The organism is Deferrisoma camini S3R1 (assembly GCF_000526155.1).
Lineage (GTDB): Bacteria > Desulfobacterota > Deferrisomatia > Deferrisomatales > Deferrisomataceae > Deferrisoma > Deferrisoma camini.
The window spans coordinates 445758-469071 of record NZ_JAFN01000001.1 but is presented as its reverse complement, the minus strand read 5'-3'; the positions used below and the strand labels follow the sequence as shown (position 1 = coordinate 469071).

The window sequence follows — 23314 nt, the reverse complement described above, 5'->3', positions numbered from 1 at the left end:
GGGGCTCACGATCCACGCCAAAGCTCCGGGGGACACGGGGTCTGCTGGAGGGCCGCGTACGGCTCCAGGCGGGCCGCTCCCCGGGCCTGCTCCACGGCGTGGAGAAGGCCCCCCTCCAGCAGGCCGCCGTCGCTCACCCGAAAGCCCGGGGCCGAGAACCGGTCCAAAAACGTCTCCAACAGCACCAGGCCGGGCAGGATCACGTCCTCCCGGCCCGGCTCCACGCTCGGGAGCCGCGCCCGATCCGCCCGGCGGCAGGTACGGAACGCCCGGAACACCTCGTCGAACCCGCGCCGCTCCACCCACACCCCCGAGAGCCCGCGGGTCTGGCTCACCGGCCGGCCGGTGACCTGGGCCGCCACGGTCAGGGGGGTGCCGGCCGTGGCCACCACCTCGGCCCGACCGCTCCCCAGGTCGTCCGCCCACCGGCAGGGATCGAACGCCGGCCCGAGCCGCTCCCAGGCGGCCCGGCAGGCGGCCCGGGCGGCCCCGAGGTCCCCCGGGCCGGGGGGGTCGGCCCAGGTCCGGGCCTCCCAGAGCCCCACCACCCCCACCGGGAGGCTCACCCCTCCGGTCGGGGCGTCCCCCTCCCAGGCCGCCACCTCGGTGGACCCGCCCCCGATGTCCAGGAACAGCACCCGTGACGCGGGCCGGGCGAGCAGCCCCAGGGCCCCCCGCAGCGACAGGCGGGCCTCCTCGCCGCCCGAGACGATCCGGACCGGGCCCCCCAGGATCTCCCCGGCCCGGGCCGCAAACTCCTGCCCGTCCACGGCGTTGCGGCCGGCGGCCGCCAGGAACCCCACCCGGTGCTCCACCCCCCGGGCGTCCAGGTGCCGCCGGAACTCACCGAGCAGGGCCTCGGCCCGGGCCCGGGCCCTCGGCTGGATCGCGCCCCCCGGCCGAAGGCCCTCGGCCAGCCGCACCACCCGCTGCCGCAGCTCGGCCGGCCGCACCACCCCGGGTCGCACCTCCTCGGCCACCAGGAGGCGGAAGGTGTTGGAGCCCAGGTCTGCCGAGGCCCACAGGGTCACGGCCGGGGGCACCTCCACCGGGGATCCGGATCCGACAGCTCCCCCACCCGTCCGGCCAGGTCCCCGTACCCTGGCCGGCCCATGAGGGCGAAGGTCAGGCGTTTGCCGAGCTCCACTCCCGGCTGGTCCAGGGGGTTGATCCCCAGGAGGCCCCCGGCGAACACGGTGGCCGCCTCCAGCAGGAACAGCACCTGGCCCACCTGGTGGGCGTCGACCCGGTCGAGGGCCAGGGTCAGGTTGGGCCGTCCGTTCTCGGTCAGGGCCGCCTCGGTGGCGCGTTTTTCGGCCCCCAGCAGCTCCCCCAGGGTCTTCCCCCCCAGGTACGCCGCTTCCTCGGCCTCGGGGAACAGCGGCGGGCAGCGGACCTCCCGGCGGGGGTGTGCCACCTCGAGGAACGTGATGACCTTGTCCGGAGGGCCCTCCATGTACAGCTGCACCTGGCTGTGCTGGTCGGTGGTTCCCAGCGCCTTGACCGGGGTCGGCCCCACGAACACCTCCCCCCCGTCGAGGGCGTAACGCTTGCCCAGGCTCTCGGCCCAGAGCTGACGGAACCAGTCGGCCACGTCCCGAAGGGCGTCGCTGTAGGGCATCATCACGTTCACGTTGCGCCCCCGGCGGTAGAACAGCACGTGGATCAGCCCGAACAGGTAGGCGGGGTTCTCCCACAGGTCGGGCCGGGACACGTGGGATTCCATGTGCGCGGCCCCCGCCAGCAGGCCCTCCACGTCGACCCCCGCGCAGGCCAGGGGGAACAGCCCCACCGGGGTGAGCACCGAGAACCGCCCCCCCACGTTGGGGGGCACGTCCAGGGCCGGCAGGCCCTCCTGCCGGGCCAGGCGCCGCAGGAACCCCTTGTCCGGATCGGTGGTCACCACCACCCGCCGCCGGGCCGCATCGGGGCCCAGGGCGTCCCGGAGCCACCCGTACACCCGCAGGAACTGGGCCAGGGTCTCGGCCGTGCCGCCGGACTTGGAGATCACGTTCACCGCGGTTTCGTTGGGGTCGAGCCACTCCAGCAACTCGGCGATCGTCTCGGGGTCCACGTTGTCGCACACGAACAGCCGCATGCCCCCGCGCCGGCGCCGGGGCCACAGGTTGTGCAGGGCCGGGCACAGGGCCCGGTGGACCGCCAGGGTGCCCAGGGCGCTCCCCCCGATTCCCAGGACGAGCAGGTTCTCGCAACTCTCCCCGACCTGCCGGGCCATGGCCTGGCTCGCCTCCAGGCCGTCGGTGCGGTGGGGCAACTCGTAGAACCCCAGATCCCCGGCGGTTCGGCGCTCGTTGATGTCGCGGTGCACGCGGGCCACGGCCCCGGCCTGGGCCTCCAGGTCGGCCGGGGTGAGCCCGGCCGGGCCCACCCGGTCGGCGAGCGCGTTGGCGTAGTGGAGGGTCACCGTCTGGACGGACGACTCGCTCATCGGCGTTCCTTTCTCGGACGAAGGGATGAACATTTTGCACCCGACGGTCCACCCGCGGGAAGCCCCCCGGTGGACGGGCTCCGGGTACCGGCACCGCCGGAGGGGCCGCCCCCGGGGAACCGTCTCGGGGGTCAGGGGGTGCCCGGTGGAACCCGAAACTCCTCGGGGGCGTACAGGCGCCGGTTCTGGAGCACCTCGAGGGCGGCCACGGTGCGCACCAGATCGGGCCGGGTTGCGTCGAGCATGACGTGGGTCAGGCCCGCTCCGGCGGCCGCGGCCAGGAACACCCCCTGCAGCCAGCCGGTCCCGCGGCCGCCGGCGGCCCCTGTGGTCAGGTTCGACAACCCCACCACCGTGTTCACCGGCGCCCCGAACACCTCGGGAAGCCGCCGAAGCACTTCGATCAGGGCGGCGTTGTACGCCTGCCCCTCCTGCCAGCCCAGGGGGACCAGGACCGGGTCGATCCAGATCCGCTCCAGCGGCACCCCGGCGGCCTCGCACCGCCCCACCAGCTCGGCCGCCAACGCCAACCGCTCGTCCGCCTCGCGCGGGACGCCGGAGGCCATGCAGAAGACCACCAGGTCCACCCCCAGCTGCGCGGCCAGGTCTAGGATGCCCTCGCGCCCCGGGTCGCCCGAGTAGCCGTTGAGGGCAAGGGGACCCGACCACGCCTCGGCCGCCCAGGCCATGGGTTCGGGGCGGGTCGCGTCCACCAGGACACCGCCGGACCACACCCCGGCGATGGCGTCCAGCACGAACCGCACCTCCTCCCGGCCGGCGGAGCGGCCCAGGTTCAGGTCCAGCCAGGAGGCCCCGGCCTCCCCCGCGGCCCGGGCCAGGGCGCGCAGGGGGCCGGGATCGCGCTCGGCCAGGGCGCGGGCCACGCCCGCATGCGTCACGGTCAGGTTCTCGGCGATGATCACCATGGCAGGATGTCTCGGATGCTCGCAGCGTCGGGAAAACCGGTCCCCTCGGAGCGCTCACCGGCCCTTCGGCGGCGGCTCGGACGGCTCCCGGTTCCACCGGGCCACGCGCTCCGCCCACACGGAGCGAACCTCTTGGCGCCGCTCCCACCCCCGGCCGACCTCGGAGAGCCGGTGGGGACCGGCGCTCCATAGCAGCCACAGGCCGGCCGCGGCCAGCACGAGGCCGCCCGCCAGGTCCCACGGCGGCCGGCGCCGGAGGCGGGGCTTCTTGGCCCGCACGGACCGAGACACCCCGGCCGGCTGCACCAGGCCCCGGTCCATCAGCTCGGCCAGGGCCTCCATCCCCCGGAACTCCCCCACCCGGGCCCGGTCCACGATCTCGCGCACGCTCGCGACCCCGTCCACGAGGGACAACACCTTGACGGCCACCGGGTCCAGATCCTCGGGCAGCCCGCCCCCGGCGCGTCGGACGAGGACCATCCGGTCCGAGGGGATCTTCTCCTGCAGCCGGGGCCATTCGTCGATCTGACGGAACCCCTCCATCAGGAGCTCGCCCACGTCCAGGGGCACCGACACCCCCTCCTCCAGCTCCACCGGCTCGTCGCGGAACCGGAACGAGCCCCGGTTGAGGCCCAGCAGGCGGTACACCGTCTCCCGGTGCTGGAGGGTCAGCACCTCCCGAAACTCACCCAGCCGCAGCACCCCCATGGACACCAGGATGTCCCCGAGCCTGCGCAGGCTCTGACGCTGGCGTTCCAGGGCCATGCCCAGCTGGGCCGGGGTGATCAGCCCCGCCCGGACCAGCCGTGCTCCGATCAGCTCTGCCGGACTGCGGCGATCGGGCCACGCCTCCACCAGCCGCCCGTCCCGGAACCTCAATCGGGCCACGGACCGGTCCACCTCGATCTCCAGGGTGCCGGTCTTGCCCTGGTGGGCGATGAGCTGGAGCAGCTCCGACAGGTTGAACGAGTCAAGGGTCCCCTGGAGGCTCATCCCCCTCTCCTCCCCCGAAGCGCCCGCACCAACGCCCCGAGGTGCAGCAGGCCCAGCCCCGTCACCCCCGTCCAGAGCAGCCCCCGCCCCGCGCCCCAGGGAAACAGGGGCACGGGCGCGGCCGCCGCCAGACACAGCCCCGCCACCCCCGCCCACACGGCGCCCGTGACCGCGGCGCCCCAACCGCCCTGGACCAGAAAACGTCCCCACCCGGGCAGCAGGGCCTCGCCCGCCCGGGCCCAAGCGGCCGACCGGCGGGCCCACCAGGCCTTGCGCTCCCGGACCCGTTGCCGCTCGGTGGGGTCCACCGACTCGTCGCGGTCCAAGGCCCAGCACGCGGCGCAAAGGGGCGTTCCCTTCACCCGGTACCCGCACCGGGGGCACACCACCACGCCGCATCCGGGGCACACCCGGCTGCGTCGCTCCCCGGCCAGCCGGCCGGCCCCTAGGGCGATGGCCAGGCCGACGAGGCCCAGGGGCCAGGCGGGAATCCCCCGCCACGGCCAGAACAGCAGATCCGAGGTCGCCCCGGCCCATGCCGCAGGGGGGCCGGGGCGGAGCAAGGGGGAGACCACCCAGGAACGGGGAAGGGGGGCCGACCCGGGCAGGGCCTTTCCCTGGCCGGCGGATCCCTGGGCCTCGAACCGCTCGACCGCCTCGGCTCCCAGGCTGCGCGCCTGGGCCAGGGCCTCATCGGCCGCGGTCAGCTCCAGATTGGCCAGATACACCAGGTGGAGATTGTACCAGGGCAGGGGGTCGTCCGGTCGGGCCTGGGCGGCGGCCCGGAACCGCCGCTCGGCCTGCTCCAGATCGCCCCGGAGGAACGCCAGGTTGCCCAGCTCGAGCTGCCAGAACCCTGGATCCCCGCCGGAGGCCAGGGCCCGTTCGCCCAGGCGTACCGCCTCGGCCCAGGCCCCGGCGCGCCGGGCCCTGACGTGGAGGGCCAGCAGCCGCCGGGGGGAGTCGTCGGCCCCGATCCCGCCCAGGGCCTCGGCCAACGCCCGGGGCCCCGCGCCGTTGCGCACCAGGTACTGGACCCACGCCTCCTGGCAGGCCGCGGGCCGGTACGCCCCCAGCCCCAGGATCGCCGGCAGCCCGAACCCCACGGCCAGGGCCAGGCCTCCCCACATCCTCCCGCGGCGGGGCAGGTAGGGGACCAGGGTTGCGGTGAGGGCTCCCAGAACCGCCGCCGGGCCGAACCCCGCGGACCACGCCGCACCGGCCAGGAGCACCAGGAACCCCACCGGCGTCCAGGTTCGGAACCTCCAGGGGAAAGCGTCCGTGTAGTCGTGGGCCAGGAGCCGCCCCCGGGCCGCCAGGGCCCAGGCCCCGAAGGCCAGCAGCACCGCCCACCCCGCCCCTGCCGCCGCCAGCGCCAGGCGGGCGATCCCCTGGCCCTGGACCCAGGGATCGAGGATCACCGCCCACGCCGCCTCGGCCGCGTGCCGGACCCGGTCCGGCCAGGGAACGCCCGCCTGCCGGGCCAGGGCCCACCGGGGCCGGGGGTCGTCGGGGGCGGCCTCGGCGGCCAGCTCCGCCCACACCCGGGCCTCTTCCGGGACCGATGCCGACCGGGCCTCGCGCAGAAAACGCAGGGCCACCGGCACCAGGTCCGGGGCCAGACTCTCCACCTTTTCCCGGGCCATCCACGCCCGCACCGCCTCCCGGGCCCGGTCGGATCGGGCCGCCTCCCGCCATCCCGGCGGCATGGCCGCCGCAGCCCCCGCGGCCACGGCGAGCACGACCAGGGCCAGCGCTACCCGCCGGATGGCCACCCCCCTTTCCCGCCGGGCTTCGGCTCCCCGGCCCGGCTGCGAAAACGCACCCGTCTTGCCGCCGGGTTCCTAGTCGCGTCCACGGGAGGCCCGCACGAACTTGAGCTTGAGATCCGCGCTCACCGTACGCAGGAGCGTTGCCTCGTCCGGGGTCAGGTTGCCGCGGGTCTTCTCCTGGAGCATGTCCAGGATGTCGATGGTGTGGCGGGCTTGCTCCAGGTCCGGCCTCACCTCGCCCGTGGCCGGGTCTGCCACCTCTCCCAGGTGAACGAGCGCCATCTGGGCCAGCCCCACCACGAACCCGGTGAAATCCACCGGCGGCAGGGAGGTCTTGGGCCTGTCCGCCCCCTTCGGGGTCTGCGTGCCGGGGGCCTCGGACGCCCCCGCGTCCGGCCTCATGCGCCGCCGATCGCGCACCGTGAATCCGCGTTCCTCCGACATCCGCAACCTCCAGCAACTTCGGTCGAGGGTCGTCAGTCGTTGGTCGTCGGTCTCGGGCCTTCGGCCCCCTTGAAGGCTGGAAAGCTAGAAGGCGAAAAAGCCTATTGCGCCGTCCGGCCCCGGAACGGGTCCGAAGAATCGGAGCCTTCAGGTGGGGAACGCCTCCTCCAAGAAGGGCAGGAACTCCCGGACGAACCCCTCGGCCCTCTGGGCCACCCGCTCCGGATCCGTGCCCGGGGGCACGTTGGCGATGAACCGCAACAGGGCGCCGTCGTTGCGCTTCCGGAAGATCGAGTCCACCACGAGCCATACCTTGGCCCAGTACTCGTTGGTGATGTTCCGGCCGCGGCTCTGGTACCAGTACAGAACGAGCTGCCGCTCCTCCCCCTTCCGGATCATCACCTGGTTCGCCCGGGTGAGACCGCCGTTCAGGCCGGGGGTCTCGAACTCCCGCACCCGCGAGGCCACCGGCCGCCACCCCGCGCCGGGCAGGCAGTGGCGGGGCGAGTGGATCTGGTCGCCCTCTCCCTGTCGTTCGTAATACCCCACGTACACCGACACCGAGAACCCGTCCGGCGCCCGGTACGTGCGCAGGAGGTAGTCCTCCACCCCCACCACCTGCACGATCCGTTCCTCGAGCTTGCTGGGGATCCCCGTCCACTCCCCGATCCGCAGGGGGACGCTGGTCAACGGCTTGCGCAGGGGAACCGCGTGCACGTCGCTCAGGAACCGGGTGTAGCCGGCCGTGGCGAGCACCAACAGGACCAACACGATCGTTCGGCGGTGCATGAAAGCCTCCGGGAGCCTCAGAGCCGGGACCGGCGGGGACCGATCCGGTTCAGGACCCACCCCACCACGAACAACATGACGAAGGCCGCCACGAACACGACCCACCCCGAGAAGGTGTGGAAGAACCCCGCGGCCGCCTCGGGGCTCACGTAGTGGGTGAGCAGCCCCGTGCCCGTGATTCGCAAAGCGTTGGCCGCAATGGCGATCGGCACAGTGGCCGCCACCACCAGCACCCGCCGCCACCAACCGCGGCTCATGAAGTACGCGTACACGACCCCCAGGGCCAACAGGCTCATCAGGCTGCGGATCCCGCTGCAGGCGTCCGCCACCTCCAGGGTCTGGGAGGCCAGGTGGATGATGTTCCCCTCGCGGAACACCGGCACCCCCAGCCAAAACAGGCTGTCGGTGGCCACCCGCGCGGCGAGGAGCTTCAGGGGGAACGCCACGGAATCGTACACCAGGTACGGAAGCGGAACCATGAACAGCAAAAAGGCCAGAGGGAACAAAACCTTGGCGAACACCCTCCAGCCCCACAGCCACAGCACCGCGCCCATCAGCAGGAACACCAGGCTGGAGCGCTGGAGGAACAGCTCGGCACCGGCCCGGCCCAACACGAACAGGGCCAGGCTCACCAGGCACAGCACCAACCCCGCCCAGGATCCACGGGCCCGCCGGGCCGCCTCGGCCACCTCCCGGCGGCGATCCCAGAGCAGGTACAACGACACCAACGGCACGAGAAACCCGTGGGAGTAGTTCTCGTCCAGGTACCAGTCCTGGACCATCGAGGGGATCACCGCGGCGTAGAGCACCGCCGTGGCTCCCAAGACGACCGCAAGGTCCAGACCGGCCGGTACCGCCCGGGTGCGCGCCATGATCCCTCCTGGAATGTCGGTCCGCGGGGAAACGGGTTGTGTTCACGAGGGGTTGGACACCGAGCCTACCGAGTGGGGCCGAACCCCGTCAAGGCGCCCCGCGGGATTCGCGGGCCGGCCGCCCTCCGATCCGCCGAAACACCGGCGATGCCACGTAGATCACGGCCGCGGCGAACGAGATCGCCAGGGGCGCTCCGTACTCGTCCGTGCGCACCCCCTGGGCCAGGAGCAGGAGGAAAAGGGCCAGAAAACCCACCCGCAGGAGCTTGGGCGTGCGGGGGAGCACCGCCCGGCCGAAATGGGCGTAGGACACCCGCGACACCATCAGGGCGGCCGAGGCGAGGACCACCGCCGCCTTCCAGCCGTCCGAGGGCAACAAGAGGCAGCCGCTCCCCACCAACAGCGCCCCGCCCGGCGAGGGCAGCCCGCTGAACTCGTGCACCCCCCCGGCCACCCCCTCCTTGCGCTTCTCCACCACGAACCGGATCAGGCGGTACACCGTGGCCGCCAGGTGCACGAACCCCAAGCCCACCCCCAGCCACACCCGGTCGAACGCGGTGGCCACGATCAAGCCCACGGTCACCCCGAAGCTCGTGCCGTCCGCCACGTCGTCGAAGATCTCTCCGCGGGGGGTCGACCCCCACTTCTCCGCGGCTCTGCCGTCGAACAGGTCGAGGAACTGGCCCAGGAACACCAACCCGAAGGCGTACACCGGGTCGCGGCCCGTCACGATCACCCAGATCCCCCCGAGCCCGCACACCAGGTTGAGCAGGCTCAGGATGTTGGCGTACCAGTAGTTGGGCACCACCTTGAACGCCCAGGAGCAGAAGGCCAGGCCGGTGCAGATGACGAGCAGGGGCCGGATCGTCCGGTGCAGGGGGAGCGGGCCGTAGATCCACTCGACGCCGGTCACGGCCAGGAGGACCACGATCAGGAAGGTCTTGGCCTTCCCGAACAGATTCGCGGACTTCTCCTCGAGAAACCGGCGGGAGAACTGTCCCAGGGCGTCGAACCCCAGCAGCGCGGCCACCAGCCACGGCGAGTACACCCCCTTCCAGGCGAAGTACACCAGCAGGGGGGCGTACATCAGCTTGTCCGACAGGGGGTCTATGGTGGCCCCCCGGGCGCTCGACAAGCCGGTGCGGCGGGCGATGTCCCCGTCGGTCAGGTCGGTGATCATCCAGAACGCGAAGAACAAGAACGCGGCGCGGGGCCACCCTGCCTCCAGCAGCGCCACCGTGACGAACCCCATGGGGTAGCGCAGCCGGCTGATGTTGTTGGGCCGCAGCCACCGGGTGCGGCGTACGAACGCCCTTTGCGCCGGCGTGCGGATGTAGCGGTACACGAGAAACCGCTCCACGGCGAAGAGCACCACCACCGGCAGCACGATCTCCTGGAAGATCCGACCGTAGGGGGGCATCTGTCCTCCTCGAGTCGATTGCCGCGCCGTACCCCCCGGCCGCAGCGCGGTTCGCCCTGCCCCGTCTTCGGGCCCTCGGCCCGCCGGGCAGCCGGGCGGCCCGGGCGCTCCCGAGCCGCCCCGAGGCCTCGGTGAACGCGGGGCCTGGGGGAGCTTCCTAAGACCCGCATCTTCCTAGAATCGGACCGTCGGGCGCAACCGCTGGACGGGGGAAAGGCGGGGGAGACGGGATGGGAGGCGGGCAAGGATCACGTACGAAACGGGCAACGGCCGTCGGCCGGATGCGCCTCGACGTGGCCGCTGCCAGGGGGCCGACGGCCCCTCACAACACGCGGGTCCAGCCGCCGTTCTCCGCGGCGGGCTCCGGCGCGTCGGGCTGGGGTTGGGGGGGAGAGGGGGCGTAGGCCTCGATGCGGTTGCGGCCCCGGGCCTTCGCCAGGTACAGGGCCCGGTCGGCCCGCTGGATCAGGCCCCGCAGGTCCCGGGCGTCCTCGGGGAAGGCGGCCACCCCCATGGACACGGTGAGCCGGCCCAGGGGCTGGCGCTCCTCCCCCGGGAAGTAGAACGCCTCCACCTCCCGCCGGATCCGCTCGCCGATCTCCAGGGCCTCGGCCCTGCGGGTCTCGGGCAGGATGATGGCGAACTCCTCCCCCCCGAACCGGCTCACCACGTCGATGGCCCGGACGCCGGCCCGGAGGATCCGGCCCAGCAGCACCAAGGCCTTGTCCCCGGCGGGATGACCGTTGGTGTCGTTGTAGGGCTTGAAGTGATCGATATCGATCATGATCAGGGCCAAGGGGTGGCTGTGGCGGGAGGCCCGATCCAGCTCCTGGGCCAGGCGCTCCTGGAAGTACCGGCGGTTCAACAGCCCGGTCAGGCCGTCGGTGATGGAGATCCGGCGCAGCTCCCGGGACTGGGCCCAGTAAGTGGAGCGCTCGATGGCCAGGGTGGCCTGGGCCATCACGGTCTCGAGAACGTCCAGGTCCTGGGGGGAGAACGGCTCGCCCGTGGCCTTGTCCGCCAGGTTCAGCACGCCCACGGTGCTGCCGTTCCGGCGGATGGGGAGGCTCAAGAAACTGCGGGTGTCGAACCGGGGCCGGTTCTTGCGCCGAAACCTCGGGTCCAGCTCGATGTCGTGCACGATGATCGGCTCCCCCGTCGCGAACACGCGGCCCGCGATGCCCTCCCCCGGCCTCACCTTGAGCCGGCCGGCCACCTTTTCCGCCATGCCCACCGCGGCCCGCACCCGCAGCGCCCCGTCGTCCTCCTCGGGAACCATCAGGCTGCCCTTGCGCGCGCCGGTGAGCTTGCGGGCCTCGTCCAGGATCACCCGGAACAGCTCCCCGGGGTCCAGGCTTCCGAGAAACCGCTGGGACAGGCTCCGTACGGCCGCCACCTGCTCGTGCCGGCGCTGGGCGTCCTCGCGCAGACGCCGGTTCTCCAACACGATTCCCAGCTGCACCCCGAACCCCCGCAGGAGCGCCCACTCCTCCCCGTCCAGCTCCCGGTTCACCACCGCCAGGGCCACGGCGGGCCGGTCTTCGGTTCCCACCGGGAACAGGGCCAGGCGCTCCACGGCCTCGGGCAACCCCAAGCGGGTGAGCTCATGGGGATCGTCGATCCGAACCGGCCGCCGCCCCATCCATTCGGACCCGGCCGGCCCCTCCACGGGCGCGGACCACGTGAGCAGGGCCTTTTCCAGCGGGCCGGTGGCCGTTTGCACCCGCAGGCGCTCCGCGCCGGGGTCCCGCACCAGCACGGCCGCATTCTCCACCTCGAACAGGACCCCCAAGGTACTGAGGGCGAGCCCCCACACCTCGAGCACGCTCCCCGCCTGGACCAGGTCGGGCAGGAGGTCGAACAGGGTGACCGCCCGAACGCGATCCCGCTCGGCCTCGATGCGCTCCGCATGCCCGCGCACCAGGCCCGCCAGGCACAGCCGGGCCAGGGTTCCCCACTCCTGCAACCGGCGAGGCTCGGTCTCCTTGTCGTCGGCCGGGCTTCCCAGGAGGGTGAGAACCGGCAGGCGCGAGGACTTGGTCACCGGCCCGGCAAACACCAGCCGACCGGAGGGATCCCGGAACAGGACGGTCTCGTCCCCCGCGTGGGCCTGCTTCACGATCTTCCGGAGGAACGGCGGCCACTGGGCCGGGTCCTCCGGTGCCTCGGCCCCCGGCAGCCCCAACTCCTCCAGGCTGCCGGCCACGATCCCCCCTGGCGCGGCCGCCAGGGACAACCGCAACCCTGTCACCTTGCCGAAGGTCTGCGCGAACCGGTTCCATTCGGATGGAGGAAGGATTTTCCCGATTTTGGGAAGGGAGGATTCCCTCATGTGGCGTTTTTGCCTCGTTTCCACGACTTGCGCCAAAACCCCGCCCGAGCACTCTATAACCGTGTGTCAAAAGGGGTCAAGCAGGGGTAACCCAGTGAAAACACGCCGGGGGATGGCGCAGCCGTCCACGCCGGGCCACACGGGCTCTTCTCCACCGGGTCGGGGTCTCGGGGGACTGCTCTGCAACGCCGATGCCATCCCGACCCCCGGCGCCCGCCCTCTCCGAAAAAAAGTTCGGTTTCGGCCTAAAGTTTCGTCCCCCCTCGGCCGAACCGAAACCCACAGCGTCGGAGCCTGACTGGCTGACCCAACCCGACGCGAACCCCTCTAGCCGGGGCACGGTTTCCCTCCTTTCCCGTGCCTCGGCCATTTTTTTCGCCCCGCTAGCCCGCATTTTTACTAATTCCAACGAAAGTATGGCCAGGCCCGTGCCCCCTTCCCCTTGGTGAGTACGGGGTGGGGGCCTGGTGGAGCGCCGGGTGCGGCCCCTTAGCTCGCCGCGCCCTCCGAACGCCCGGATCGCCGCCGGATCCCGAGGTTTCCGCTATCGTGGCCTGGATCGACGGGTAAGCGGCGGCATAAGACGGCGCGGCGATCGGATGCCGCACTCGCGCCCGGCCGGAGGCAGGTCCGTTGCCCCGCCTCCAAGGAAACGGGCCCATTTTGTCGCCGGGTCAATAGCCTCCCAGCCCTCCGGGCGAACTCACGCCCCCCAGGGGCAGGCCCTCACGCACACCCCGCAGATGGGCTTCTCGATGTGGGGCCGCGCGGCGAACCCGAAGCAGGCTTCCGCACACCGGGACAACTCCACGGCCTCCTCCCGGCTCCGGTAGTGGTCCTCGGTCCCCACGCCCCGGATCGCCCCCACCGGGCAGGCGTCGACGCAGGCGGTGCACGAGCCGCAGCGGTTGGGCACGGGCCGCCCCGCCGGAAGCGGGGCGTCGGTGAGCACCACGCCCAGCCGCACCCGCGGGCCGAACTCGGGGGTCACGAGCAGCAGGCTTTTCCCCTGCCACCCCAGCCCCGCGAGCCGTGCCAGGGCCTTGTAGGACACGTGGCCCGTGAGCCGCTCCCGGTCCAGCAGCTGCGAGGCCGGCAGGGGGAGCGCCCGGTGCCCCCTGCGCTCCAGGGCCCGGGCCACGGCGAACCCGATCCGGTCCAACTCCTCGTTGGCCACCCGATAGCAGTGGGCGTACTCGGGCGTCGGTCCCTCCAGACAGGTCTCCACGGCCGCGCCGGGGAGCCGGACGGCGTAGACCACCGCCCGTGGATAGGGCTGCAGCAGGTCCCGGGGCTGGGCCTCGAGCCCCCGGGCCGCATCCAGGTCCGCCACGCCCACCCGGTCGGCTCCCAGATCCCGAACCGTCTCCTCCAACCATGTCGTCTCGTCCATGGGCTCCTCCTTTCGTTCGCTGGCCGTTCACTCGGGCCTGCCCGGTCCACGGGTCGGGCCCCCGGGCTCCGGATCGATCTTCACCCCGCGCACGCACCTGCCCCCGTGGGCCGGGGTCGGGTACCGGCGGCACACCTCGGGCTTGGTCGCGTGGATGCGGCACCGGGCCTCTTCCGGGCCCGTGCGTTCCAGAAAGGGGCAGTCCGGCAGGGGCTCCCCGGTGAGGGGATCGCACCATATTCGCTGGTCCTCCCCCACCCGGGCCAGAAGGTCGGCGCGGCCCTCCCGGTTCCACCGCTCCAGGTCCGCGCGGGTGGCCCGAAGCTGGTGGCCGTAGAGGTCGCAGCAGATGCCGCACCCCCTGCACCCCGACGCGCCCCTTCCCCGCCGTCGCCGCACCGCCCGCCGTCTCCGAACCCATCTGAACACCCGGCACCTCCGCTCCCCGGGGTGGCGTCTCCTTCCGGCGGGGGCAGGGGCTTGCTCCCCGCAGGGCTCAACGGTACATTCGGTCGCTTCTCCGACTCCCTTGAACCCGGACGAACCCGAGCGGATCCATTGGACACCGTGGCCCCCAGATCCCCCTTGACTCCGGCGGCGTTTGCCTATGCCACGGCATCGGTGGTGGCGCTCCTGATCCTGCCCCACCTGCACGCCCCGCTCGTGCGCTACGGGCAGCCCCACCACGGCGCCCTCCTGCTCGGGTCGGCCCCGTCGACCGGGGCCGGTTGGGGTCTCGCCTTGGGCGCCCTGCTCACCGCGGCCGGGCAGGCGGCCACCCGGTTCACCCGGTGGGGCCGAAGGCTCGACGCCCTGTTGGCCCGGTTGGTGAGGGGCCTGCACCCTGTGGACGCCGTTCTGCTGGCCGGTCTGAGCGCCTTCGCCGAGGAGCTTGTGTTTCGGGGCATTCTCCTCCCCTATCTGGGGCTGTGGGGGTCGTCGGCCCTGTTCGGCCTCGCCCACTGGGTCCCCCGGGACGGGCTGTGGCCCTGGGGGGTGTGGGCGTTCGTGGCCGGTCTGGTGCTGGGCCAGGCCGCGCTGGCCACGGGAGGGCTCCTGGCCCCCATGGTGGCCCACTTCGTGGTCAACGCCGTGGGGCTCCTCCTCCTTTCGTGGAGGCGGCCGTGATCGTGTCGGCCAGCCGCCGCACCGACGTCCCGGCCCTGTACCCTGGCTGGCTCCGGCAGCGGCTGGCCCAGGGCCGCGCCCGGGTGGTCCACCCGTTCCGGCCTTCCCTGGTTCGCACGGTGGACCTGCGGCCCCCGCCCGCCGGCACGATGGACGCCCTGGTTCTGTGGACCCGCACCCCCGGCCCGCTGCTCGGGGACCTCCGGGAGTGGGAGCGCAGGGGGATCCGGTCGGTCTGGCTGGTCACGGTCACCGGGTACCCCCCGGAGCTCGAACCCCACGCCCCCCCTCTGCGGGCCGCGCTCGCCGGCCTGGAGGAGCTGTCGCGGCAACTGGGGGCCCGGCGGGTGGCCTGGCGCTACGATCCGGTGCTGTTCGTGCCCGAGCTGGGCATCGACCCGGCGTGGCACCGCCGCAACTTCGAGCGCCTGGCCGGCCGGCTCTCCGGCCGGGTGGACCGGTGCATCCTGAGCCTGTACGACCCCTACCGGGCCCCGGAGGGGCGGTTCCGGCGCGCGGGTCTGCGCGTGCACACCGAAGGCGGGGCCGAGCTCACCCGGGACCTCGCGGGCATCGCCGCCCGCCACGGCATCCCGATGCGCACCTGCTGTGAGGACCTGGAGGACGCCGGCATCCCCCCGGGCGCCTGCATCGACGGGCGGTGGCTCCGGCGCCTGTGGGGCGTGGAGGCGGCCGCGCCCAAAGACCCCGGGCAGCGCACGGCCTGCCGGTGCGCCCCGTCCGTGGACATCGGGGCCTACGACACGTGCGTGCACGGCTGCTTGTACTGCTACGCGACCCACGCCAGGGACCGGGCCTTGGCCCGGCACCGGGCCCACGACCCTACCCAGGAGGCGTTGGGGTGAAGATCCAATGGGAGTACGAACGCAAGTTCCTCGTCAACCCGGCGGCGCTTCCGGCCCTGCCCCGGGGGGTCCGCATCGAACAGGCCTATCTGGGGTTCGAGCCGGTGGTCCGGGTGCGGCTGGAGGGAGAGCGGGGGGTCCTCACGGTGAAGGGCCCCGGGCTTCGGGCCCGACGGGAGGTGAACCTCAGCATCCCCGCCGAGGCGGCCCGGGCGCTCATCGAGCTGCGGGTCGAAGGCACCACCGTCATCCGGAAGACCCGCCACCTGGTTCTGCACGGCGGCCACGTGTGGGAGGTGGACGTGTTCGCCGAGCCGTTCCGGGGCCTCGTCACGGCCGAGGTGGAGCTTCGGACCCCCGACGAGACCCCCGAACTGCCTCCGTGGGTGGGTCAGGAGGTCACGGATCATCCCCGGTTCCAGAACGCCGCCCTGGCCCGCACCGGCCGGATCCCCCCGCCGCCCCCCGAACCGAAGGAGTGACGAGCCATGGATACCCGCGTCCAGCCGGGCGACGTGATTCTCGTGCACGTGGAAGACAGACCCGCCTTTTTCGGCCGGGTGGAGGAGATCCTCCCGGACGTGAAGGTGGGATGGCGACGCATCCGGTTCACGGTGCTCACCGTGCCGCTCCAGGAGATGACATGGATCCTGGAGCCGTCTCAGATCGACGGCGACCCCTTCACCATGGGCGGCACTCCGATCCGGATCGAGCGGCTCCCCGAGCCGGCCGCGTTCCGAGGGGAGCCCCAGGAGGCGGTGTCGGAGGAGCGGCCCGATTCCCCGCCGGCAAAGCCCAAGGTGATCGCGTTTCCGGGGCCGAGGAAGAACCGTACCGACTGACGGCGGGGCAGGGGGGTGCCTCTCCGCGCCCGCGGGGTCACCCTTTCTTTTGCAGGGGCTCCACGAAGATCCACATGCGCCCGCCGCAGACGTCGCCCCCCCGGGTGCCCAGGTCGTCGGTGAGGTCCACCTCCACGAGCTCGGGCCGCCCCGTGACCAGCAGCGCCCGGAGGGCCGCGCTCTTCACCTGGCTCTCGCCGCACCCTCCCCCCACCGAGCCGTAGGTGGTGCCGTCGGCGCACACGATCATCTTCGCCCCCACCTCCCGGGGGGTGGACCCACCGGCCCCCACCACGGTGGCCAGGCACGCCTCCACCCCGGCGCTGCGCAGCTCCACCACCTTCTCGAAGATCTCCCGGTCGGTCATGACCCTTCCTCCACGGCCCGACGGAGCACCCGCGCCTGCCCCGGTCCCTTCCGCCGCACGCACACCAGCTCCGACACGATCGACAGGGCGATCTCGGCCGGGCTCTCCCCCCCGATGGGCAGGCCGATCGGGGTGAACACATCCCGGAGTCGGCTCTGGGGGATCCCCTGGCGGCCCAGCATCTCCAGCACGAACCCCACCCGCCGCCGGCTCCCGATCAACCCCACGTAAGCCGTGGGCCGGCGGAGCACCGCCTCCAGGCACTCGGCGTCGTGCTCGTGACCCCGGGTGATCACCACCACGTACCAGTGGGGGCCCAAGGGCATCTCGGCCAGGGCCTCCCGGAAATCCCGGGCGATCACGTGGCAGCCGGGGAACCGGTCGGGATGGGCGAAGTCGGGCCGGTCGTCCAGAACCGTCACCCGGAAGCCGACCGTCCGCGCGAACTCGGCCAACGGCACCGCGATGTGACCGGCCCCGCACACGAGCACCGAGGCCTCCGGGGCCAGGACGTCCAGGAACACCCGGTGTCCCTCGGGGATCTCCACCCACCCCCGCCGAAGATCCGCGAGCGCATCGCTTGCCGCCCGGGCGATCTGCCGGTCCAACTCCGGCAGCCCCGTGGTCCCCTCCACCTGGCCGCCCGGAAGCACCAGCAGACGCCGGCCCACCCGCCCCTCGTCCTCCGAGGCCACCACGGTGGCGAGGCAGGCGCTCCGCCCCTGCTCCAACAGATCGCACACCCTCTCCCAAAGGTCGGTCGCCACGGCTTCTCTCCTTTTTTCCGCCGGGAGGCTGGGGGGCTAGGAATCCAAATACTAATAGCACGAAACCGACGGCTCGATCGAAACCACCGGGGGTTGCACGCCCGCCCCCCCGTGGTAGGGTGGGACGATCCCACGACCGACCGGCACGGACGGCCCTCCCCTTTGCCGCACGACGCGGAGACTTCGGGGGCACCGGGGAGGCCCATGGATCCTTTCGCCCGCCACCGGAGCCGTTCGTCCCCCCCCTCGTCCCGCGAGGGCTTCGCCCTGGCGACCACCATGATGCTCTTGGCCATCCTGAGCATGCTCGGGGCGGCCGCGATCCAGTCCACCACCCTCGAGGTGCAGATCAGCGCCCGGGACCGGGACGCCCGAACGGCCGCCTACGTGGCCGAGGCCGGCCTGGAGGAGGCCCGGTACTACGTGGCCCGGGGCTGGGGCAAACTGGGGGCGGCCACGGCTGCCGCCCCCGGCGCCGTCGAGGTGCCCGCGTTGACCCCGATCCTTCCCGCCGTGCCCTGGGACTCCGTCTCGTGCCTGTACACCGGGTTCACCCTCTACGACGCCTCGGCCACGGCCTACGCGGTGCAGGACTGCTCCGGCCCCCGGGGGGCGGCCCGGTTCCGGCTCGCCGCCGCGGCCGGAACGCCGGCGGCGGGCCGTTTCTTCCTGGTACGGGAGATCCCGGCCGCAACGGTGTCGGGCACCGACCTGGAGGTGACCGACCCGGCTTGGGCGGTGGTCTCTCCCCCCGGAACCTGGGACGGGTGGGTCGTCTGGGACGCAGACGACCGGGCCTACCGGGTCGTGACCTCCGACCGGAACTCGGTGGCCGGCACGGTGATCCTCCGACTCGACGCCGCCCCCGGCTCCGGGCCCTACCGCATGGGGCGCCACCCCTGGATCGCGTCGCTCGCCGCGGGCACCGCGCCCCCCGGGGACGCGGACTCGAGCTCCGCCGACACCTGGGACCGCGACTTTCCGGTGTCGGGGGGCACGGGGCGCGCCTCGGTGCGGGCCGAGGCCGGCGGTCCCGGCGAGTACCGGGTGGTGAGCCCCAGCCTGGTGGGACGCAGCCGGGGGTTGGCCCAGATGGTCGTGCGGCGGACCGGGCTCCCCGAGCAGGCCGTGACGAGCTGGAGGGTCGGCCATGAGGACTAGGATCGCGTTGCGTGGATTCGCGGACTCCCGCCGGCGACGGTTCCCCGGGGGTGGCAGGGCCCCCCGGCCGGGACGCGGCGCGCGGAGCGGGTTCACCCTCGTGGAACTCCTGGTCGCCCTGGCCGTGGCCGGGATCTTCCTCTCCTTGCTGTACCAGGCGTTTCTCGTGCAGGAACGCTCCTACCGGGTGCAGGAGGACGTGGCGGACGCGCGCCAGAACGCCAGGGTCGCCGTGGATGAGCTCTCGCGGGCCCTCATGAGCCTCGGCGCCGGGGCCGACGTGGAGGGCGGGCAACCCCGGTTTCTGGTGGCCCACGAGAACGAGATCACGTTCACGGCCGACCTGTCGGCCGACCACGACGCCCAGGCCCCGGGCGCCACCGTCCCCGGGGCCGGCCCGAGGGACCCCTACGGCACGTTCCCCCCCGGCACCTACGCCGGCTCCCCGGCCGAGACCTACCGGTACCGCCTGGTGCGCCGGTCGGGGGAGGACTTCTTCACCTTGATGCGCGAGATCAACGGTGGGCCGGACCAGGCGGTGGCCCTCCTGATCGCCGACCCCGACCGAGCCGGCCCCCTGTTTCGGTACTGGGGAGACTTCGACGGCAACGGCACCGAGGAGTGGCTCGATCGGGTGGACCGAACCACCAGCCCCCGTCTGGCCGCAGGAGAACCCCTGGAGGCCCTGATCCGACGCATCGAGATACGGGTGGTGACCGAACCGCCCAGGCCGGATCCCCGGTTCCCAGGGCCCGGTGGGGCGCGCCAGACCCGGCTGGTCACGTCGGTGGCCCCCCGGAACCTCTGGGACTGCCCCAGGGTCGTGCCGGCCTCGACCCTGGGCCCGTTCCGGGCTCCGGACCTGCGGGGGACCACCACCCCGGTACGGTTCCGGGTGCTCCGGGGCTCCGCGCCGGAGGAGGGCCGCACGGTGCGGTTCACCCTGGCCGGCCCCAGCGGGCACGGTGTCGCGCTGGCCTCGTCCCAAGCCGTGACGGACGCGGACGGATACGTGCAGGCCCAGGAGGTGTGGCCTCCCGGCTGCGCCGATCTGCCCGAGGGAACGTACACCGTGACCGCGCGCACGGCCGAGCCGCCCACCCTCCTGACCCCCTTCGGGGCGTGCACCCCGCGCCAGGTCACGGTGACCGCCACCGTGGGGCCGGGGCTGCCCCAGCGGGTCGCGTTCGACCTGGCGCTGCTGGAGGTGCCCAGCTGCGGGGGCGAGGGGCAGACCGGGTTCCGGATCCTGGACGCCTGCGACCGGATGGTGGACCCGGCCGACGCCGCCGCCCACCCCGCCCAGCTGGAGATCAGGCCCGACCCGGAGTTCGGGACCCTGGAGCCCCGCACCCTGGACCAGCCGTCGGGGGTGCTGGTGTACCGCTCGCGCTCGGACGACTACAGCCGGTACGCCGTGCCCCGCTCCCCGGCCGACCCCAACCGGTTTCCGGCGTGGATCCAGACCGACACCCTGAGCGGCCGGGTGGACGTGGAGGTGATCCTGCCGCCCCACCGGCTCCTGGGCCCCACCGCCCACATCCCGTCCACCGCGTTCACGGACTGCCCCGATCCGACGGTTCCCGTGGTGGACACCTTCGGCGTGGAGGACGCCTGCGGCAACGCCCTCTGGACCCTGACGGGCACCGGCGAGTCGGTGCGGGCCGAGCTGGTTCCCCAGACCGGCCCGGCCACGGATCAAGGCGCGATCTCTTCGCCGGGAAACCGGGCCACCCTGAGCCCCGATCCCGTGGACGTGGTCCGGCCCGACCCGGGCGCCGTGACCCCCGGCACCTTCAGCGTGGCCTATCTCCCCCCCACCTGTTCGGTGGGGGGCATCCCCTATGCCCCGACGCTCCGGCTCACGCCCACCTGGTCCCCGTCGGGCCCCTCGATCCTGCCGGTGCACGTCGCGCCGTGCACCGGCTGCGGCGTGCGGGTGCTCGACGCGTCCGGCACGGCCGTGACCAGCTGGAACCGGGCCTGCGAAGGCCAGATGGACGTCCTCGTGACCCAGTGCGTGCCGGCCGGCACCACCGTGGAGCTCGTGGTCGTCCCCCGCGCCGGCAGCCTGGGGCTGCCCAGCTTCGACCGCAACCGCCCGGTCCAGCGGGCGCGGGTCACCTTTTCCGCGGCCGGCGCGGGCCAGACGGCCCGGCTCCCGCTGTACCTGGGCTCGGCCCAGACCGGCGACGGGTTTCGGATCGAGGCCTACGTCCCCGACCAGGCCACCTCCTCCGCGAAGGGGGGGGTGAGCTGCGCCTCGGAGCCGGTCTCGGTGGACACCACCTGCTCGGAGATCCTCATCAGCCCGGTCGCCGACAACCCGGGTGCCGTGCCGAACCGACCCCGGGCCGAGGACACCCCTCTGTGCGCGGCAGACGGCAACACCGTGTTCTTCCGGGTGAAGGACTGCGATCAGAACCGCCGGGACTACGCGGCCGACGACATCCAGCGCACCGTGGGTTCCACCCGGGGGCTGGTGGTACAGGTGCTCGACACCGACGGAACCGTGCTGGACGAGGAGGGGCCGGACCTCTTCGAGGTGGACGTCCACGGCACCCCGGCCACGGACAGCCCCTACTTCCAGGGGAGCCTCGTGGTGACCCAGGACCCCACCGACACCGCCGGCAGCGGGCGTCTGTACGCCCCGTCGGACCGGGTGGTCACGGTGCGGGCGACCTACTTCGACCCGGACGACCCGACCGACCGCAACTGCGTGGCCGAGGCCCTGCTGGTGCCGCCCCTGCCCCTGTGCCTGGTCCTGCCGGCCGCCACCTTTGGGGACTGGACCGGCCCCGTGACCGTCCACGGCGGCGACGCGGTCGTGGGCGGGGACTGGAGGCTCCCCCCGGCGCCGGTCCTCGTCGCCAAGGATCCGGCCGCCCCCCTCCTGGGAACCTCCCGGACCGACCGGTTCCTCAACGTATACGTGGGAGGCGGCGTCTTCGTGGGCGGCGCCGCACTGACCCCGACCGGTGAAATGGACCAGCCGTTCGTGCCGGGCGGGTCGGGTGCTTCCGTGAGCACGGCCCACCCCAACGTGTTCCAGAACGTGCCCGGCGCCGCCGGGCTCGCCTCGCGCCTCGACTACGACCGGCTCAAGCTCCTCGCCCGGGCGCGGGGCGTGTACTGGGAGCCCGTCGGGGGGGGGCTCCTGCGCAACCCCCGCACCGGCGCCGTGGCTGGGTTCCAGGAGCTCACCGGGTTGCCCGGCCCGGGCGGGGCGACCCCCCTCTACGACGGCCGGTTCGTGTTCATCGACGCGCCCGCCGGCCTTCGGTCCGGCGCCCTACTCGATGCTGCCGGCGCCTCGGACCTCCCCACCTACCAGGTCACCGGCGACTATTTCACCGAGGGGCTCGTGTACGTGGCCGGCAACGTCGCGTTCCAGACCCCCGGGCCGACCCGGGCGGTGCCCGCGGCCGTGCCCGCCCCTGCGGACGCCCGGTACGACGAGGCCACCGCTCCCCCGACACGCGACGAGCTCCCCCTGGGGGTGCCGCCCGGCTCCACGCCGTCGCCGGCCGGCGACCTCGGCGTCCACGCCCGGGCCGCCCTGTACGTCGAAGGGGTGGTCCGGTTCGCGGGCGCCTGGCGTTGGTACGGAGTGATCACGGCGGAGAAGGGCCTGGACAACCAGGGGGGCGCGGTGATCTGGTACGACCCCACGTGGAACGGTTCGAGGCCCGAGCTGTGCACCCGCTGCTGCGGCCTGCGGGTGGATCCCCCAGCCCTGTCCCTGGCGCCCGGCGACCTGGGCACGTTGGCCGCCACAGGGGCCGACGGCACGCCGGTGTGGCAGAGCCTGGACCCCTCGGTCGCCCTGGTGGACCCAACCGGGGCCGTGGAGGCGCGGGCCGAGGGCACGGCCGCGGTTCGGGCCACGGACGGTGCCGGATGCGTGGCCGAGTCCGAGGTGGTCGTCTCCTGCGGGCTGCGCCTGGAGATGAGCCCTCCGGCGGGGCTCCGGCCCGGGGACCGGGCCGTGGTGTCGGCCGTGGGGCTCCACGGCACCCCGCTGTGGACCGTGGACACGCCGTCGGTGGTGACCGTCGCCGCGAACCTGGGCCCCACGGTGGAGCTGGAGGCCCTGACCCCGGGGGCGGCCCGGGTCGAGGCCCAGGACACCAACGGGTGCGCGGCCGGCCTGGATCTGGCGGTGAGCTGCCCCGCGGCCGGGATCGTGTTCACCCCGACCGACCCGGCCGTGGGAGACCGGGTCGAGCTCTCGGTGCTCGACGCCGGCGACGACCTCACGGCCCGCTACGACTTCTCGGTAGACGGCTCCGACCTGGCCGGACGGGAGTTGGTGCTCGACCGCCCCGGGCCCCGCACCGTGGAGGCCCGCATGGGCGCGGCACCGTGCACCGCGGGCCCGGCCGTGCTCACCCCCCGTTGCCCCGAGGTGGCCACGGCCGCCTCGTCCCCCTCGGCCCGGGTGGGCGTCGCGTTCACCGTGTCGGCCACGGGGCCGGCCGGTCAGGACTGGACCGACCGATTCACCTGGTCGGTGACCCCGGACGGGGCGGCCCAGGTCGTCGGAGCCCAGGTGACCCCGGCGACCCCGGGCACGCTGGTCGTGAGGGGGGACTGGGCCGGGTGCCCGGCCGGCCCAGTGGAGATCCCGGTCTCCCCCTGAACCCGGGTGATTTCTTTACACGAACGGTTGCCTTCGTCTACCCTGTAATCGATCCACCCACTCGGCAACCCTCCCCGGACGGGGAGGGGACGCCGAACGGACCACGCGGGCGTCCCAGCGAGCCGGGGACGCTTTCTTTCGGAGGCGACCC

General features: G+C 73.1%; 20 protein-coding genes. 6 read left to right on the top strand and 14 right to left on the bottom strand.

Annotation, left to right across the window (positions count from 1 at the left end):
- Positions 1 to 5: 5 nt before the first annotated feature.
- From DEFCA_RS0102005 to DEFCA_RS20155, 12 genes are all read right to left on the bottom strand, one after another.
- Positions 6 to 1049: a Ppx/GppA phosphatase family protein gene (locus DEFCA_RS0102005; RefSeq protein WP_025321380.1), complete on the bottom strand. Its 1044-nt coding sequence runs from the start codon at positions 1047 to 1049 to the stop codon at positions 6 to 8.
- Positions 1028 to 2449 (bottom strand): glucose-6-phosphate isomerase, encoded by a 1422-nt coding sequence (locus DEFCA_RS0102000; protein ID WP_025321379.1) that lies wholly within the window; start codon positions 2447 to 2449, stop codon positions 1028 to 1030. The genes DEFCA_RS0102005 and DEFCA_RS0102000 overlap by 22 nt, the downstream gene beginning before the upstream one ends.
- Before the next feature lie 131 nt (positions 2450 to 2580).
- The gene (locus DEFCA_RS0101995; RefSeq protein ID WP_025321378.1) at positions 2581 to 3375 is read right to left on the bottom strand and encodes a dihydropteroate synthase; all 795 of its coding nucleotides are present in this window, start codon (positions 3373 to 3375) and stop codon (positions 2581 to 2583) included.
- Positions 3376 to 3429: 54 nt separating this feature from the next.
- Positions 3430 to 4368 (bottom strand): DUF4388 domain-containing protein, encoded by a 939-nt coding sequence (locus DEFCA_RS21890; protein WP_025321377.1) that lies wholly within the window; start codon positions 4366 to 4368, stop codon positions 3430 to 3432.
- Positions 4365 to 6143 carry a hypothetical protein gene (locus DEFCA_RS21885; RefSeq protein WP_025321376.1) on the bottom strand — a complete coding sequence of 593 codons (1779 nt, stop codon included), beginning with the start codon at positions 6141 to 6143 and terminating at the stop codon, positions 4365 to 4367. The genes DEFCA_RS21890 and DEFCA_RS21885 overlap by 4 nt, the downstream gene beginning before the upstream one ends.
- Positions 6144 to 6212: 69 nt before the next feature.
- Positions 6213 to 6584 carry a DUF1844 domain-containing protein gene (locus DEFCA_RS0101980; RefSeq protein WP_025321375.1) on the bottom strand — a complete coding sequence of 124 codons (372 nt, stop codon included), beginning with the start codon at positions 6582 to 6584 and terminating at the stop codon, positions 6213 to 6215.
- 147 nt (positions 6585 to 6731) lie between these two features.
- Positions 6732 to 7373: an exosortase C-terminal domain/associated protein EpsI gene (locus DEFCA_RS0101975; RefSeq protein WP_025321374.1), complete on the bottom strand. Its 642-nt coding sequence runs from the start codon at positions 7371 to 7373 to the stop codon at positions 6732 to 6734.
- 17 nt (positions 7374 to 7390) lie between these two features.
- Positions 7391 to 8245, bottom strand: coding sequence for an exosortase A (gene xrtA, locus DEFCA_RS0101970; RefSeq protein WP_025321373.1), 855 nt, complete (start codon positions 8243 to 8245; stop codon positions 7391 to 7393).
- Between the two features lie 88 nt (positions 8246 to 8333).
- Positions 8334 to 9665 (bottom strand): CDP-alcohol phosphatidyltransferase family protein, encoded by a 1332-nt coding sequence (locus DEFCA_RS0101965; RefSeq protein ID WP_025321372.1) that lies wholly within the window; start codon positions 9663 to 9665, stop codon positions 8334 to 8336.
- Positions 9666 to 9987: 322 nt separating this feature from the next.
- Positions 9988 to 11907 (bottom strand): GGDEF domain-containing protein, encoded by a 1920-nt coding sequence (locus tag DEFCA_RS20160; protein ID WP_025321371.1) that lies wholly within the window; start codon positions 11905 to 11907, stop codon positions 9988 to 9990.
- Positions 11908 to 12700: 793 nt separating this feature from the next.
- Complete coding sequence (locus tag DEFCA_RS0101955; protein ID WP_029733398.1) at positions 12701 to 13390, bottom strand: 4Fe-4S double cluster binding domain-containing protein; 690 nt, start codon at positions 13388 to 13390, stop codon at positions 12701 to 12703.
- A gap of 27 nt (positions 13391 to 13417) precedes the next feature.
- Positions 13418 to 13819, bottom strand: a complete 402-nt coding sequence (locus DEFCA_RS20155; RefSeq protein WP_025321370.1) for a YkgJ family cysteine cluster protein — start codon at positions 13817 to 13819, stop codon at positions 13418 to 13420.
- A gap of 138 nt (positions 13820 to 13957) precedes the next feature.
- On the opposite strand from DEFCA_RS20155, the gene DEFCA_RS0101945 reads away from it, so the two are divergent.
- The 4 genes from DEFCA_RS0101945 to DEFCA_RS0101930 are packed head-to-tail and all read left to right on the top strand — an operon-like array spanning position 13958 to position 16226.
- On the top strand, positions 13958 to 14518 hold the full coding sequence (locus DEFCA_RS0101945) for a CPBP family intramembrane glutamic endopeptidase (RefSeq protein WP_169709406.1): 561 nt from the start codon (positions 13958 to 13960) through the stop codon (positions 14516 to 14518).
- The gene (locus DEFCA_RS0101940) at positions 14515 to 15384 is read left to right on the top strand and encodes a DUF1848 domain-containing protein (protein ID WP_025321368.1); all 870 of its coding nucleotides are present in this window, start codon (positions 14515 to 14517) and stop codon (positions 15382 to 15384) included. Before DEFCA_RS0101945 ends, DEFCA_RS0101940 begins: the two co-directional genes overlap by 4 nt.
- Positions 15381 to 15866 carry a CYTH domain-containing protein gene (locus DEFCA_RS0101935; RefSeq protein ID WP_051463177.1) on the top strand — a complete coding sequence of 162 codons (486 nt, stop codon included), beginning with the start codon at positions 15381 to 15383 and terminating at the stop codon, positions 15864 to 15866. Before DEFCA_RS0101940 ends, DEFCA_RS0101935 begins: the two co-directional genes overlap by 4 nt.
- A 6-nt stretch (positions 15867 to 15872) precedes the next feature.
- Positions 15873 to 16226: a hypothetical protein gene (locus DEFCA_RS0101930; RefSeq protein WP_025321366.1), complete on the top strand. Its 354-nt coding sequence runs from the start codon at positions 15873 to 15875 to the stop codon at positions 16224 to 16226.
- Positions 16227 to 16263: 37 nt separating this feature from the next.
- On the opposite strand, the gene DEFCA_RS0101925 is transcribed toward DEFCA_RS0101930, so the two are convergent.
- Complete coding sequence (locus DEFCA_RS0101925) at positions 16264 to 16593, bottom strand: XdhC family protein (RefSeq protein ID WP_025321365.1); 330 nt, start codon at positions 16591 to 16593, stop codon at positions 16264 to 16266.
- On the bottom strand, positions 16590 to 17360 hold the full coding sequence (locus DEFCA_RS0101920) for an XdhC family protein (protein ID WP_025321364.1): 771 nt from the start codon (positions 17358 to 17360) through the stop codon (positions 16590 to 16592). The genes DEFCA_RS0101925 and DEFCA_RS0101920 overlap by 4 nt, the downstream gene beginning before the upstream one ends.
- Before the next feature lie 204 nt (positions 17361 to 17564).
- Between DEFCA_RS0101920 and DEFCA_RS0101915 the strand changes: the two genes are divergently transcribed.
- Together DEFCA_RS0101915 and DEFCA_RS0101910 are read left to right on the top strand one after the other, a co-directional pair.
- Positions 17565 to 18521, top strand: coding sequence for a pilus assembly PilX N-terminal domain-containing protein (locus tag DEFCA_RS0101915; protein ID WP_025321363.1), 957 nt, complete (start codon positions 17565 to 17567; stop codon positions 18519 to 18521).
- Positions 18511 to 23163 carry a prepilin-type N-terminal cleavage/methylation domain-containing protein gene (locus tag DEFCA_RS0101910; RefSeq protein WP_084318644.1) on the top strand — a complete coding sequence of 1551 codons (4653 nt, stop codon included), beginning with the start codon at positions 18511 to 18513 and terminating at the stop codon, positions 23161 to 23163. The genes DEFCA_RS0101915 and DEFCA_RS0101910 overlap by 11 nt, the downstream gene beginning before the upstream one ends.
- The last annotated feature ends 151 nt before the right edge of the window (positions 23164 to 23314 follow it).

What these genes read in the sequence shown, in the direction of transcription:
- DEFCA_RS0102000 (WP_025321379.1), bottom strand. Translation starts at nt 2,449, where the DNA reads ATGAGCGAGTCGTCCGTCCAGACGGTGACCCTCCACTACGCCAACGCG.
- DEFCA_RS0101995 (WP_025321378.1), bottom strand. Translation starts at nt 3,375, where the DNA reads ATGGTGATCATCGCCGAGAACCTGACCGTGACGCATGCGGGCGTGGCC.
- DEFCA_RS21890 (WP_025321377.1), bottom strand. Translation starts at nt 4,368, where the DNA reads ATGAGCCTCCAGGGGACCCTTGACTCGTTCAACCTGTCGGAGCTGCTC.
- DEFCA_RS0101980 (WP_025321375.1), bottom strand. Translation starts at nt 6,584, where the DNA reads ATGTCGGAGGAACGCGGATTCACGGTGCGCGATCGGCGGCGCATGAGG.
- DEFCA_RS0101975 (WP_025321374.1), bottom strand. Translation starts at nt 7,373, where the DNA reads ATGCACCGCCGAACGATCGTGTTGGTCCTGTTGGTGCTCGCCACGGCC.
- xrtA (WP_025321373.1), bottom strand. Translation starts at nt 8,245, where the DNA reads ATGGCGCGCACCCGGGCGGTACCGGCCGGTCTGGACCTTGCGGTCGTC.
- DEFCA_RS0101965 (WP_025321372.1), bottom strand. Translation starts at nt 9,665, where the DNA reads ATGCCCCCCTACGGTCGGATCTTCCAGGAGATCGTGCTGCCGGTGGTG.
- DEFCA_RS0101955 (WP_029733398.1), bottom strand. Translation starts at nt 13,390, where the DNA reads ATGGACGAGACGACATGGTTGGAGGAGACGGTTCGGGATCTGGGAGCC.
- DEFCA_RS0101930 (WP_025321366.1), top strand. Translation starts at nt 15,873, where the DNA reads ATGGATACCCGCGTCCAGCCGGGCGACGTGATTCTCGTGCACGTGGAA.
- DEFCA_RS0101925 (WP_025321365.1), bottom strand. Translation starts at nt 16,593, where the DNA reads ATGACCGACCGGGAGATCTTCGAGAAGGTGGTGGAGCTGCGCAGCGCC.
- DEFCA_RS0101915 (WP_025321363.1), top strand. Translation starts at nt 17,565, where the DNA reads ATGGATCCTTTCGCCCGCCACCGGAGCCGTTCGTCCCCCCCCTCGTCC.
- DEFCA_RS0101910 (WP_084318644.1), top strand. Translation starts at nt 18,511, where the DNA reads ATGAGGACTAGGATCGCGTTGCGTGGATTCGCGGACTCCCGCCGGCGA.